The following is a 13,543-nucleotide window of genomic DNA, read 5'->3' as shown; positions in this document are numbered from 1 at the left end:
CCGCCAGCGTTCGTCCTGAGCCAGGATCAAACTCTCCATAAAAGTAAAGTTTGTAGCTCATTTTGAATCTGACGAGTTGTTACTCGTTGTTTATTTCTCACTCGTTGTTCAGTTTTCAAAGATCAAGTTTTTCACTGTCACCGATATTTCATTCTCACCAGCAACTCTTATATCTTATCACATTTAAATCAACTTGGCAAGCACTTTTTTTGAGGTTTTTTTCATTCTTCAAAAGCCTGCTTTAAAATGCTGTTACCGCCAGCCTCACCTGAAAGAATGTTTCAAGCGGCTGGAATAAGAATATAACATGAATCTTAACAGTAGATCAACAAGTAAAATATTCCAGTTCTATTTTTCATAATTGTTTATTCTACTAATCCAAACAGGCAGACTCCTGTGCTTAGCAATTTGCCTCAGAACAGCTGCTACACTCTCTGGAAAATGGCGAGATGTTCACCTGAAAAGAAGATGAGGCCATAACATGAACGAAAGCTGATAATAAGCCAAAGGACATTAAGTTATAAAAATAAAACCCCCGGCTGGAAGGCCGGAGGCAATTGTAACTGTATGATTCATGAAGATGCATGATCTGAAGAATCTAAAACCTGATCAATAAGTTCATTTATTTTATTTCCCCAAATCAGATACCCATCGCCATTGATGTGAATCCCGTCAATCGAATAATTAGAAAGCAAGTATCCATCAGGAGAAAGAATTGGATTTAGGTCAATATAAGAAATCTTATGTGCATTGGCGTAGGTAATTAAGTAGCTGTTTAACTTTTGTACACGCTGGTTGACTGCTTTGTAGTTCTTCACTTCTTTACCTACATATAAGGTCAAAGTAATTGCCGGAGTAATTTGCTCTTCCTCCAGCCGTTCCAAAATCCGCGTGTAATTGCTGAAGGCTTCTTCCGCCGTCACCCCGCCGACATTAAGATCATTGATTCCGGCCATAATAAATACCATGTAAGGCGTAAGATCCGTTACATAATCAAGACGGTTCAGCATCCCCGCTGTAAAATCGCCGCCAATCCCCCGGTTCGCCACGTTACGGCCCAGCAGTTCGTTCCACTGCACATTAAAGGTGATCGAGTCGCCAAGCATAACAATATCGGCATGCTTAACCTTGTAATGAGATTGGTTGGCCATCTGCATAATATAGCTTTTATTTTTCATGTAGTTGGGAACCTCGGAGGTTGCGCCTTCAATGGGAAGCGCAGTCAAGGCCGCCAGCGCAACGAAGAAAACAAGCTTGCGAATCAGCTTCTGCATATAATCCTCTTCCTTTTTTCATATACTTTTCTTAATTATTGTCGGTCGAAGTACAGTAATTATGTAGCTTTTCTCAGGAAAAAGAATCCAAAGCAAGCAGGCCGGCTTATTCAGTATGACTTTCCTGCTGCTTGATCTATAAGATTATTCCGCAAATCCGCGGTCACCTCCTGCTTGCCGGGTAATTTCAAGAGAGCTTGTCAGTTATGAAGTTCTCTCAATTCGTCCATACTACCTTCTACAAAGTTTCTTTTCTTGCCGACAAAGGAGGTTGTTTGGACATGAGCCCTGAAGACATCCCGGTACAGAGCAGCGGTGTGCCCATTTCTTTTGATCAAAGCTGGCACGAGAATCTGCAGAGCCGTCTGGACAAAGGAGGCCCGTGGGACGATATCAGGCTGCTGCGGCTCTCTTTGGAGGCCGAGGAAGCAGGCCTTGTCACCAATTTTGAAGAAATGCAGTGTCTCAAGCATTTATCTGCCGTGCAGCCAATGCCGCATCAAATCGATACGGCCCGGAAAGTGTTGTTCGAAATGCGCGGACGGGCGATACTGGCTGATGAAGTCGGTCTGGGCAAAACGATTGAAGCCGGCCTGATTCTGAAGGAATATCTCATCCGGGGACTTGTCCGTAAGGTGCTCATCCTTGTCCCTGCTTCTCTTGTCCTGCAATGGGTCAGGGAGCTGAATCAAAAATTCGGCATTCCTGCCATTGCCCAGAAGAAAGAGTATTCCTGGCAGTCCGACATCGTCGTTGCTTCCATGGATACGGCTAAGCGGGATCCGCATAAGGACATCCTGCACAGCGGGGTATACGATCTGGTTATTGTAGACGAAGCGCACAAGCTGAAGAACAAGAAGACCACCAACTACCAATTCATGCTGGGGCTTCGTAAAAAATATTGTCTGCTGCTTACCGCAACACCTGTTCAAAACAATCTAAATGAACTGTTTAATCTCATCACCCTGCTAAAGCCGGGGCAGCTGGGCAAGCAGAACGATTTTGCAGCTAATTTCGTAGTCGACAAGCGCAAACCGAAAAACGAGGAGGTTCTGCGAGACGAGCTGTCAAAGGTCATGATCCGCAACCGGAGAAGCGACGGGCAGCTGGATTTTACGAAGCGGATTGTCCGCAATGTCCCTCTCGAGCTGTCGGAGGAAGAGAAAGCGCTCTACGACGGTGTCACGGCATTCGTTAAGGACCAGTACACTGCGGCGGGCGGCGATTTAACCAGCCTGTTCTCGATGATTACGCTTCAGCGCGAGGTATGCAGCAGCCGCGATGCCGTGTTCGTTACGCTTGTCAATTTATCGAAAAAGCTGGCTCCGGATTCCCCGGTCCGCGACAAAATCTGGGAGCTTGTTCATGTTATTAAGAACATCAAAGCCAATACGAAAGCCGAAAAAACGTTCGAACTGATTCAAAGTATTGATCCGGGAGAAAAAGTGATCATTTTTACCGAATACCGCGCGACTCAGGAATCTCTGCTTAAATATTTCCGTGACCGCGGAATGACAGCGGTTCCATACAGCGGCAATATGAACCGGGGCAAAAAAGACTGGATGATGGATCTGTTCCGCGGACGCGCCCAGGTCATGATCGCTACTGAAGCCGGAGGAGAAGGCATTAACCTGCAGTTCTGCCATCATATGATTAATTTCGATCTGCCGTGGAACCCGATGCGGGTTGAACAGCGAATCGGCCGTGTCCATCGCCTCGGGCAGAAGAACGATGTCCGGATCTATAATCTGTCGACCAATGGGACGATCGAGGAGCATATTTTGAATCTCCTGCATGAGAAGATCAATATGTTTGAGATGGTCATCGGCGGACTGGACGTTATTCTGGAGCGGATGGAGAAGCAGGGTTCTCTGGAGAAAAGCATCTACAAGATTTTGCTTGAAGCGGACAATGAAGAGCAGATCAGGCACGGCGTCGATTCCCTCGCCTCATCCATGCTGGCCATCAAACAGGAACTGGACAATGAGACTCAAGAAGCTCAAATGGAGCAGCCGGGAACACCCGTTCAAAAATCGCTCGGAGGGATATGAGTTATGACGATGTCAGCCCAACAGATCAGCCAGTTTGTCCGCTCTTACCTCAAGGCAACGGACTGCGATATCCGGGAACAATCCGACCATCATGTGACGGTCAAGCTGTCCCCTCAAGCCGACCGCGAGCTTACAAACCGTCCTTATTACTGGGCATACGTAGACCGCTGCGGGGTGGAACCGGAAACGATGTCCTTTACATTTGTATTCGATCAAGAGCAGTATGATTCCGCCCACCCGGCGGCATCTCCAGAGGTAGACTCCGTCATGAGCCGGCATTTCGGCGCCATTCGTCCCCTGCCGATCCTGGGACCGGGACGGGTTCAGCGGGAAGAGCTTACTTTCGGCAGTCCAAGGCTGCAGCAGCTGTTTGAAGCAGCGAGGCGCGGCGGCAGTTATGTGTATGTATTTGAGGATCCGGGGCACAAACAGCGAACAACTCTCCTTCCTGCCGCTTATGAACGGTGGCTGGGCGTCTGCTTTAAGGCCGAGTTCGCTTGTGACATGAAGCGGGAAGAGCTTTATTTTTACGGTATTTCATTGATGAATGGTGCACTGGACACCCTTTTTGGTGAAAGGATATGTAAAGTGAATTTGATTCACCGCATACCGGAGAACATCAGCATCATTCCCACCGTCCTCTCGGTCGAGGAAGGAAAACACCGGCTCGAAGAGGAACTGCTGGGCTCTCTTAGACAGCTGGACGACAGCTGGGCGGCAGAAGCCAGGCAGCGGCTGGAAGAAGAATTGGCGATCCTTGACGGATATTACAGCCAGCTGCTGGTGGATGAGAACGAGGAAGCAAGAGACGGCGCAAGGCAGCAGTATGAGGCCAGAAAGCAGGAAATCCGCTGGCAGTTCGATCCCCGGATTCAGGTATCCGCCATAAACTGCGGCATCTATCATCTGCGTTCCGGCACCCTGCCAAGAACCTGACGGTTGTCGCTAAAAGACCTCAAAATTAGAAGCATTCCAGGAGGCTGGCGGCGACAGGGAACAACATCCTTTTTCACACAGTCTCTCTACAATAGAAGAAACAGCAGCATGGACAGGCCCAAATTACTTAAAGCGCAGGTGAAGAGGATTGAAGAACTTCAAGGTATCGAAAAAAGTCACCAAACTCCTGTTAAGCGCCCTATTCGTATTCCCTCTGGCCGGGGAAATCGCAGTTCCGCCGGCAGCAGAGGCCATTGCTTCTTCCACTCTAGAGGAAAATGCAGCCGGACAGCCTTCCGCTCCAGCGGAGGTCCAGCAGTTCGCCGGTCAGGTGATCCGCTTCCTCTCCTCCCAGGAATCCTTCTCGAAGTGGAAAGACAGCATAGCCGCCTATAACCCGCTTGGTCCCGGCACACACGGCTGGCTCGTCTCTCTGGTCAGCTCCGGGCATGAGCCTGTAGGTTATCTTATTATTGGCGCTAAACCGGACGGCGGGCTGGCTTTGGTGGAGTACGGTACCGGTTCCGATCCTTTGTATAATCCGGGCAGGCTTCATATCGACCCGGGGGACAAGCTGGGACTGCTGTACGGGGGCCCGGCACTCACCCAGTGGAGCGTCACCAAACCCGATGGCCAGAGCGTTTATCTGGAAGCAGCAAACGGCGAAACGCTTCCGGACACGGATGCGGATTGGCTTGCGCGCAGCTCCGGGCTGCCTTTGAATATTTTAAATGAAGCGGCAGGCACTTCCGGCAGTTCGGACAGTTCGGACAGCTCAGACAGCTCGGGCAGCTCAGGCGAACAAGCCGGTCAGAAGGTCGCTCTGCCTCTTGATCCGGTGCAGTCCGGTACGCCGTTCCGGCCGGATGACAATCTGCTGTGGATGACTAGTGAATCCGTAACGCTTACGCCGGCACAATTCAATCATATGGATGCTGATCCTGGAGAATGGGTTTATTTTACTTCCGGTCCTGCCCGCACTTATGCTCAGTCTCTTCCCATCTCAGGTTATCAGCAGTGGTATGAAACCGACGGATATCCCGTTCCTTCAATTGACGAGCCAATCATCTATTTAATCAGCCGGACGGAAAACCGTACCCGCTATATCTTGTTCAATGCCTTATCCGAAACCGGTGAATTCAAAGCCTGGACAGGCAGATAATCCTGACTTTATCCCGATTGCCTGCAGTGCATTTTCATAAAAAAATAAAGAGCTGTGTTCATGGCAGGCGTCTATGCCTCTATGAATACAGCTCTTTCTGCTTCTTAAACGGTAACCGGAAAACGGGAGTTTGACGGTGGACGAGACTATTTTTCACGAGACTGGGTCCTGCGCCCTCGCTTCACCATATCCCTGCCCAGCATGGACAAAGATGCAGGAATCATGCCAAACCATCTGCTGCTCCAAGGCTCCTTGGTTTTGACCTGTTTGCGTTCCTTGCGTATTTCCTTTGGCGTTTCGACATAATCGACTACTCTCTCCGTTATAAATCTGACCAATTCATCCCCTTTGGCCATTTCAGTGCCTCCAATGATTTATTTTTCAGTGCCTCTGCAGATTAAATATCGTCATCGCTATACTCTTATTCTGTTCAGAAATATTGGGCTTAAACCTGGTTTGATGAATAAGCTTAAAGCCGTTTGCTTACTCTAAAGGTAAATTAAACCTGGGTAAAGGATGACTTAAAATGCTGGGTATTCAAAAGCGAATTCAACAGAAAATAATTCAGCAAAAAATATTTCTACAAAAAGTATTTCTGCAAAAAGTATTTCTAAAAAAAGTACATCGGCCGAGACTGGTCAGCATACTTCTGATTGTGCCCCTCCTGGTTTTGTCTCTTAACGGCCTGACGGTTCAAGCCCATGAGAAGGCAGACAGGATTGCAGATGCGAAAGCAGATGAGAAGCCTGCGCATCACGCTTTTCCCAAACCGGTCATTCTGATTGATGCCGGGCACGGCGGAGTGGACGGCGGCACTTCATACGGCGATATTCTGGAGAAACATATTAATCTGGAGATTGCACAGCGTCTTTACCTGCTGCTCCGGAGCGAAGGGTACCGCGCGATCCTTAACCGGAACGGAGATTATGCGCTGAGTGACGAGAACCGGTGGCATGCAAGCCGCTCCAGGCATATGAAGGATTTGAGCCAAAGGGAGCAGATGAGCGAAGAAGTCAATACCTCCGTTGTCATCAGCCTGCATGTGAACTGGTCTAAGAACAGCGCCAGCAAGGGGCCGATCGTTCTTCATCAAAATGAAGGGCGCAGCGCCCTGCTTGCAGCATGCATCCAGGAAGCTTTAAATACGGTATACCAGAGCTCCTGGAAGCCCCAGTCCGGCAAAACGTATTATTTGCTTAACCGCACCAAAGTACCGGCCGTCATTGTAGAAACCGGGTTTATCAGTAATGCTGAAGACCGAAATTTTCTAAATTCGCCTCAAGGACAAAAGCGGGTCGCCCAAGCCGTCATGGCCGGAATCGCCCGCTATTTCATGGAATCCTGAATCAAGGCAGCATGCCGCGAAAAAGCTCTTCACCGTTCTGCTGCCGCACGAACTGACTAAGCGTCACATATTCGACCTCCGGCCCCATCTTACCAATGGAGGAGCGAATGACACTTGCCGTTTTGGTGCCCGGGACGCCGACATGGCCAATGATAACGCAGCTGTCGTGCTCTTTCATCCATGCAATAACTTTGTTCATCTGACTGCTGATATGCGGAAGATTGTACTGATCATCGAGAAAGAACTGGTTGCCGATATCGGGCATGCCTTTCTCTCTGCACAGCTTCCCGACTATGGTTCTGTAATTGGTCCGGCTGTCCAGAAAAAACAAACCGCGCTCCCGGCAAACATCCAGAATGATGGACATAATGCGGGGGTCGGCGGTTATTTTGGATCCCATATGGTTGTTTATGCCTACCGCATAGGGAACATTGTCTATGGCCTGCTCTACTCTTTGGCGGATTTCACTATCGCTCAAAGAGCTCATAATGGCGCCTGGACCCAGCCATTCCGGCTTGCCCTGATTCGGTTCCATCGGCAGGTGAACCAGTACGTCAAAGCCTCTCTCATGAGCCAGCCGGGCATCCCGCTCCGTCGTTCGCAAGAAAGGCATAACTGCAATGGTAAGCTTGACCGGCATGGCCAGAATCTCGGACGTTCCTTCCATATCGTTGCCAAAGTCATCAATGACGATCGCCAGTTTCTTGTGAGGCGCCTCATAGGACTGCTTAGCCCGGTCAGTAGAGACTGGAGCCTGGGTGCGGACCAGCCCGTACGCGTCCGATCCCTGGCCGGAGAAGGACGCATAGCACGGGGCGTTCAAGAACAGGAAGGACGCTGCCGACAAGCAGCCGGCTCTGTACGCCAGCCTTTTTAACAGCCTAATCAACAGATGGTCATGGTTCAGCCGCGCAAAATTGTTCACTCTGATGGTACGCATTACTCTCCCCCTCCTGCAAAATCCTGCTTGTACAGGTATTGTTTATGTTTGGGGAAAGATTTAGTACAGGTAAATTGCTGAAGAATGACCAATATCAGTCGATAAGCTTATGCTGGTACCACTTCTCGCCCGAAAAGCGCCGCAGGAATATGAAGCCCCGGATGCCCCACTCCAGATCCATAGCCAGCCAGACGCCCAAAATTCCTAGAGGGGAAAGAACTCCCAAAATGTAGCCCAGGACAACCCTGAAGAGCCACATCGACAGCATGGATACCATCGAGGTGAACTTGGAATCCCCCGCCGCACGAAGCGCCGATGGCGTTATAAAGCTTAACGACCAAAGCGGAATCTGGACCAGCGTATTCATCAGCATAACTGCAAAAATATCGTCAATAATTTCTCCGGGCGGATGAAACATCGCGACCAATGGATTAAACAGGGACAGCACGATCGCCCCGGTGAAGATAAAGGATAAAGAGGACAGCCACAGGAACGATTTCGTAAACTTCCGGGCATCCTCAATGCTCCTGCTGCCAATACACTGGCCGACTACTGTTATTACCGTTAAAGACAAGGCATTCGCAGGAATCTGAACAACGTTCGCCAGCGTAGCACAAATGGCATTGACCGCAATCGCGTTGGTGCCAAGACCAACGATAAAGATTTGGGTGAGGATTTTACCACCGTTAAAAAACATCTGTTCCGCGGCAAACGGCATACCGATGAACATAATCTTCTTAAACATGGTCCAATTGACATGGATCATATCCTTGATCTTAAGATGCAGGTTCGTATCCACTTTAATCAAATAATAAATGGAACAAATCGCCGCCAAATACCTGGAGACGTTAAGCGCAACAGAGAGCCCCATCACACCCATGTGCATCCCATTAATAAACAGAATATTCAAAAGTACATAGGACAAATTCATGATCAGGGACAAAAAAAGGGAAGCCCGGCTCCTTCCGATCCCCCTCAGCGCTCCGCAAACCGCTTCAACAATTCCGATCCCCAAATAAGATACACTGCTGCCAATGAGGTAAACCCGTGCGTTATCGAATACATCCGGAGCAGCCGAACCAAACAAAATATTTAAGGCAGGCATATGGAATACCGCCAGCAGAAGTCCTATACCAACAGATAAAACCGATACGGAAGAAATCGTACCGGCAGCCGACTTGGAAACCATGGAGTTATTGCCGCTGCCTTTATACTGGGCGACCACGACGGTACCGCCTGTAGCCACTGCGACAAAGACGCTGATCAGAAAAATATTCAGTGAATCGACCATATTGACCGCACTGACCGCTGCCACCCCGGAAGAACTGATCATGGCCGTATTGATGAGGTTGAGACCCACAATAAAGGCCTGATCCACCAGCAGGGGCACAAATAGAGCGATCATCTGCGGATAGCTGATCGATTGTCCTGAGAAGTATTTCGTCAATAAAGCGGACGGTCTGAGTTTGACAAGAGCTTGGGACATTCGATCACATCTTTTACTATTGGATTTGCCGCAATGAGCTGCAGCATGTGAACAGACCTCACCACTTTTCAGGTATCATTATGCTCCTATAGCCGGGGATGGTCAATATAAAACGGCACAAACCTGAACCTGCTTGGTTCAAGGTTTGTGCCGCCTTCTTAGAGCATTATTACATTATTGCATTATTGCAGGACTAATCACGGGTAACGTAGTAGGAACCGTCACTGTCCTTGCCCACATGCGCCTGCAGGCCTTCTGCAAGGACGCGAAGCGGTGCGTAGGCACGACCGTATTTGTCAATAAATACAGGCTGCGGCAGTTTAACAACTGAGCCATTTATCGCAGCATATGGGGAGCCCGGGGTAAAAATCAGCTGTCCGCTGCTGAGGTCGTCTGTTACAACGATTTTGCCATCTTGAGTCTTGACGGTTGCATCCAGATATTCAGCCAAGTATCTCAGCGGAATCATGGTTGTGTTTTGTTTAACAATCGTATCGTCGTATTCGGGGTCGATTGTAATGTATTTTTGCGTGATGCCAAGGTCATTCTTCAATACGCCGTAAATTTCCGACTGCGGGTCAAAGTTTCTGAGGATCGTTCCCGGAGTCAGGGTTTCATCCGTGATGTCGATCGCATTAGCTGTATCGAGCAGATCCGCTTGTACCGCGCCATTCACGTTCCACTGTTCGCTCTCCACTTTGAAGCCCAGGCTGGACAAAGGAAGCTCCTCGCCCATATCCGGCAGGGAAATGCTGACCTCAACATTCTGCTTGCGGGCTTTGTAATCGCCGTCCACGTAAATGTCCGTAGAAAGCTTGGTTCCTGTGCTTAACAAAGCCGCAGCATCCGGCTCTTCTTCAAGCGCCTGGTTCACAACTTTATCATAGCTCAGGACGACTAGATCAAGAGCTTGCTGAAGCTTTGTATAAACCTCAGTAACGGCGGCGTCTTTATCGTTCAGGGAAACATCGCCAAATGAGGAATCAAGATCTTTCAGGCTGGTAATCCCCTGCTCTTTGAGCACCGGCAGAAGATTATCATAAAGACCGCTTACCAGAGCCTTCAGCCCGTCATGATCATCCGACACGGACTGCAGGAACGTCTTCAGCAAGCCAGTCAGCTCATCACCGGAAATTTCGGCATGAAGCTTGGTCAGGCTCAGCTGCTCTCCATGAACCGTTTCATTGACCTTGGATACATTAATGACCGAAGGATTCGGCAGATGGTTCACCAGGAAGGATTGGATTTCTTTGCTCAGCGCAAGCGACTTATCCGGATCCAGGCCCAGACCGCTGCCGGCAGAGCTGCCGAGACTCCCATCCACAGTCAGCGGAAGGTAAAATGGCTCCTTGGCGCCTTCAACTTTAACCGCCATTGCATCCTTGTTGATTGACAGCTGGAACGGAATGTTCAGCTTGCTGCTGTCCAGTTCCCCGCTTGCGGACAGAGTCGAACTGTCCTGTGCTTTGATATCATCCAGCTTTAGTGAGAATGAATTAATAAGATCAATAATCTCCTTGTCTTCCTCTGTTGCTGCAGCCGACGGTTTCATATTCATTGAAACGTTCAGACTGGACTCGGATGATTGGACATCTGAGCTTCCCAGCAGCACTTTGTTCACGTCAAGCCCGCTTACGGGCTGACATCCGGCCAGAACCAGCAGCAGGGCTGCAGCTGGGATCAGCCACTTAAATGCACTCTTCACTCTCTTCATTTATAAATCCCCTCCTAATGATGAAAACCAATAGAATTATCTCACCATTAGAGAGGTTTGTAAAATATTCCTGATGAACCATTTTTGACGGGCCAAACGGTTCAGTGATCCAGCTCCGGTGCCGGAAGAATTACCGGCTGACACTTTCCGCATATTCCCGCTGGCTGCTGCTCAAATCCTCATCCGGCTGTTCATCAAGCCACCAATTGAAGCCGTCTTCGGCCAGCAGGAAATGTGCTTCGTCCGGACCATAGGAGCCTGCCGCATAAGAATGGAGCGGAATCAAATTCTCCTGGAAGGCCTCCAGGATCGGCTGCACCCATTTCCATGACAGCTCCACCTCATCCCAGTGTGCGAAATAGGTCGGATCTCCGTTTAAGGCATCATGGATCAGATTCTCATAAGCTTCCGGAAGTCCGGATTGGCTTGGCTGCAGCTCAACCTGCACGGGCTTGATCTCTCCTTTGTGCGCCAGATCCATCATGTTCAGCTGAATGGAGATACGTTCTTTCGGGCCCAGCTCAATAATCAGCAGATTCGGCTCTGCCTTGGCATCCAAATCATCAGCCGGCTGCGCTAATGGCTCTTTAAACTGAATGACAATACGGGTCGCTTTCTCTTTCATGCGTTTCCCGGTGCGAATGTAGAATGGAACGCCACGCCAGAAGAAATCATTAATCTGCATCCGAACAGCTACATACGTTTCATTAGCGGAGTGTAAGGCTACTCCCGGCTCATCGCGGTAACCAGGAACCTGTTGGCCCTGCAGGCTGCCGGCCGTATATTGCCCGCGGATCACATTCATGCCGACATCCTGTTTGCGGAGAGGTTCCAGAGCTTCCATCACCAGCTTCTTCTTCAGCCGGATCTGATCCGGAGTGCTCTTGCTAGCAAGCTGGGTCGCCGTCATCATCAGCAGCTGCAGCAGGTGATTCTGAAACATGTCCCTTAATGCGCCCACATGGTCATAATATCCGGCCCGCTCCTCTACCCCGACAGTCTCCCCTGCCGTAATCTGTACGTTAGCGATATATTGTTTCTTCAGAAGTCCCTGAACCGCCGGATTAGACTGCCACAATGCTTCCAGGCCCTGTACCATCGGTTTGCCCAGGTAATGGTCAATGCGGTAAATTTCATCCTCCGTAAAGAAATGACTCAAATATTCGTTCAGTTCTCTTGCCGACTGCAGATCATGGCCGAAAGGCTTCTCGATGACAAGCCGCTTCCAACCTGCAGCAGAACCGAGGCCGCTCTGATGAATATTGGCAGCAATGGGTTCAAAAAATTCAGGCCCAACCGACAGGTAAAATAACCGGTTAGCCGGCAGCTGCAAGGCCTGCTCGCGTTCTTCAACCAATGTCCGCAGCTTCGTGTAATCCTCCGGATGGCCGATATTTAGAACACTGTACCGGAAAGCCTGCAAAAAAGCCTGAAGCCCAGCATCCTGTACCTTGCGTCTCGAGAATTCATGCAGAGACTGCTCGACATTACTCCGGAACGATTCGTCATTTAATTCCCTTCTTCCCAGACCTACCAGTGAGAAAGAACGAGGCAATTTATGATCAAGAAATAAATTATATAATGCAGGGTAGATTTTTCGTTTGGCTAAATCGCCTGTTGCTCCAAATAAAATAAATGTAACCGGCTCCATTCTCTACCGCTCTCCTTTGTTTCTATTTTGTAGTTCCACTATAATACTTTTAGCTGCTATATAAGTAATTAATATATTTCGGAGGAGATATAGACCATATCTATGAATAATAATTATGAATTGTATAAAGTGTTCTATTGGGCCGCTAAAACGGGCAGCCTCTCACAGGCGGCAAAGGTGCTGTATCTAACGCAGCCCAGCGTCAGCCATGCGATCAAACAGCTGGAGGACAGCTTTGGGATTCCCCTGTTTCACCGGAACGCTAGAGGGGTTGTGCTGACGCAGGAAGGCTCCATGCTGTACTCCTATATCGAACAATCGCAGATTTTGATCTCTATTGCCGAAGAAAAAATGGCGGCCCTCAAAAATTTGGAAAGCGGAGAGCTGCGAATCGGCGGCAGCGATTCCCTGTTCAAGCATTACCTGCTGCCTTATCTGGAATCGTTCCACCGCAAATATCCCGGCATCAGGCTCCATCTGAATCATGGAACGACACCCGAAACCATCTCCGTCCTGAAGGAAGGAAAAATCGACTTCGGCGTCGTGCGTATGCCGATCGTAGATCCGCAGCTGCAAGTAAGAGAAACCTTTCAGCTGAACGACTGCTTTGTGGCGGGGGAACAATTCAGGGAATTAAAAAATAAAGTATTGTCGCTGGAGGAGCTGCTGCAGCAGCCCATCATATTATTTTCACGGAACAGCCGGGTAAGAATGGCCATTACGGAGCTGTTTGAGCGATACGGCTATAACCTGAAACCCGAGATTGAAGTCGGCAGTGTTGACCTGCTGATTGAATTTGCGCGCAGAGGACTCGGCATTTCGTACGTCACCAGGGAGTTCATTTCGAAGGAGCTGAGTGAGGGGTCTTTATTTGAAATCAAATTGGATGTAGAGCTTCCGCCATCCCAAGTAGGCATCATTATCAAGCACAGCCTGCCGCTATCCAATGCGGCTGCGCGGTTTATCGAGATGATGTCCTGAACA

Annotated in this window: 11 protein-coding genes; 5 read left to right on the top strand and 6 right to left on the bottom strand. The window is 49.3% G+C overall.

The genetic code is table 11. The annotated features are described in order from the left end of the window. Window positions 1–572: 572 nt before the first annotated feature. Window positions 573–1,274 carry a GDSL-type esterase/lipase family protein gene (locus FCN15_RS13805; RefSeq protein WP_138495575.1) on the bottom strand — a complete coding sequence of 234 codons (702 nt, stop codon included), beginning with the start codon at window positions 1,272–1,274 and terminating at the stop codon, window positions 573–575. 281 nt (window positions 1,275–1,555) lie between these two features. Here FCN15_RS13805 and FCN15_RS13800 point away from each other — a divergent pair, with 281 nt between their 5' ends. The 3 genes from FCN15_RS13800 (at window position 1,556) to FCN15_RS13790 (ending at window position 5,423) form a co-directional block, all read left to right on the top strand. Beyond that, window positions 1,556–3,325, top strand: coding sequence for a DEAD/DEAH box helicase (locus FCN15_RS13800; protein ID WP_138495574.1), 1,770 nt, complete (start codon window positions 1,556–1,558; stop codon window positions 3,323–3,325). Between the two features lie 3 nt (window positions 3,326–3,328). Beyond that, entirely contained in the window at window positions 3,329–4,261 is a 933-nt protein-coding gene (locus FCN15_RS13795) for a YqhG family protein (RefSeq protein ID WP_138495573.1), read from the top strand. A gap of 148 nt (window positions 4,262–4,409) precedes the next feature. Continuing rightward, window positions 4,410–5,423: a hypothetical protein gene (locus FCN15_RS13790; RefSeq protein ID WP_138495572.1), complete on the top strand. Its 1,014-nt coding sequence runs from the start codon at window positions 4,410–4,412 to the stop codon at window positions 5,421–5,423. 146 nt (window positions 5,424–5,569) lie between these two features. Here FCN15_RS13790 and FCN15_RS13785 read toward each other — a convergent pair whose 3' ends face one another. Then, on the bottom strand, window positions 5,570–5,779 hold the full coding sequence (locus FCN15_RS13785) for a YqzE family protein (protein WP_138495571.1): 210 nt from the start codon (window positions 5,777–5,779) through the stop codon (window positions 5,570–5,572). A gap of 314 nt (window positions 5,780–6,093) precedes the next feature. Here FCN15_RS13785 and FCN15_RS13780 point away from each other — a divergent pair, with 314 nt between their 5' ends. Next, on the top strand, window positions 6,094–6,768 hold the full coding sequence (locus FCN15_RS13780; RefSeq protein ID WP_420819577.1) for an N-acetylmuramoyl-L-alanine amidase family protein: 675 nt from the start codon (window positions 6,094–6,096) through the stop codon (window positions 6,766–6,768). A 1-nt stretch (window position 6,769) separates the two neighbouring features. On the opposite strand, the gene FCN15_RS13775 is transcribed toward FCN15_RS13780, so the two are convergent. The 4 genes from FCN15_RS13775 to zwf form a co-directional block, all read right to left on the bottom strand. Then, on the bottom strand, window positions 6,770–7,708 hold the full coding sequence (locus tag FCN15_RS13775) for a divergent polysaccharide deacetylase family protein (protein ID WP_138495569.1): 939 nt from the start codon (window positions 7,706–7,708) through the stop codon (window positions 6,770–6,772). 94 nt (window positions 7,709–7,802) lie between these two features. Then, window positions 7,803–9,194, bottom strand: a complete 1,392-nt coding sequence (locus FCN15_RS13770; protein ID WP_138495568.1) for an MATE family efflux transporter — start codon at window positions 9,192–9,194, stop codon at window positions 7,803–7,805. A gap of 193 nt (window positions 9,195–9,387) precedes the next feature. Beyond that, the gene (locus tag FCN15_RS13765; RefSeq protein ID WP_138495567.1) at window positions 9,388–10,908 is read right to left on the bottom strand and encodes a copper amine oxidase N-terminal domain-containing protein; all 1,521 of its coding nucleotides are present in this window, start codon (window positions 10,906–10,908) and stop codon (window positions 9,388–9,390) included. 130 nt (window positions 10,909–11,038) lie between these two features. Further along, a complete protein-coding gene (zwf, locus tag FCN15_RS13760; protein WP_138495566.1) occupies window positions 11,039–12,559 on the bottom strand; it encodes a glucose-6-phosphate dehydrogenase in 1,521 nt (506 codons plus the stop codon). Between the two features lie 102 nt (window positions 12,560–12,661). Here zwf and FCN15_RS13755 point away from each other — a divergent pair, with 102 nt between their 5' ends. Continuing rightward, entirely contained in the window at window positions 12,662–13,540 is an 879-nt protein-coding gene (locus FCN15_RS13755; protein WP_138495565.1) for a LysR family transcriptional regulator, read from the top strand. Window positions 13,541–13,543: the final 3 nt, after the last annotated feature.

The sequence above is a fragment of the Paenibacillus pinistramenti genome, assembly GCF_005869875.1.
Classification (GTDB): domain Bacteria; phylum Bacillota; class Bacilli; order Paenibacillales; family Paenibacillaceae; genus Fontibacillus; species Fontibacillus pinistramenti.
This window is presented reverse-complemented; position numbering and strand designations above follow the sequence as displayed.

Excerpts from the sequence above, each read along its gene's own strand:
- FCN15_RS13805 (WP_138495575.1), bottom strand. The coding sequence starts at position 1,274 with ATGCAGAAGCTGATTCGCAAGCTTGTTTTCTTCGTTGCGCTGGCGGCC.
- FCN15_RS13800 (WP_138495574.1), top strand. The coding sequence starts at position 1,556 with ATGAGCCCTGAAGACATCCCGGTACAGAGCAGCGGTGTGCCCATTTCT.
- FCN15_RS13795 (WP_138495573.1), top strand. The coding sequence starts at position 3,329 with ATGACGATGTCAGCCCAACAGATCAGCCAGTTTGTCCGCTCTTACCTC.
- FCN15_RS13785 (WP_138495571.1), bottom strand. The coding sequence starts at position 5,779 with ATGGCCAAAGGGGATGAATTGGTCAGATTTATAACGGAGAGAGTAGTC.
- FCN15_RS13775 (WP_138495569.1), bottom strand. The coding sequence starts at position 7,708 with ATGCGTACCATCAGAGTGAACAATTTTGCGCGGCTGAACCATGACCAT.
- FCN15_RS13770 (WP_138495568.1), bottom strand. The coding sequence starts at position 9,194 with ATGTCCCAAGCTCTTGTCAAACTCAGACCGTCCGCTTTATTGACGAAA.
- FCN15_RS13765 (WP_138495567.1), bottom strand. The coding sequence starts at position 10,908 with ATGAAGAGAGTGAAGAGTGCATTTAAGTGGCTGATCCCAGCTGCAGCC.
- zwf (WP_138495566.1), bottom strand. The coding sequence starts at position 12,559 with ATGGAGCCGGTTACATTTATTTTATTTGGAGCAACAGGCGATTTAGCC.
- FCN15_RS13755 (WP_138495565.1), top strand. The coding sequence starts at position 12,662 with ATGAATAATAATTATGAATTGTATAAAGTGTTCTATTGGGCCGCTAAA.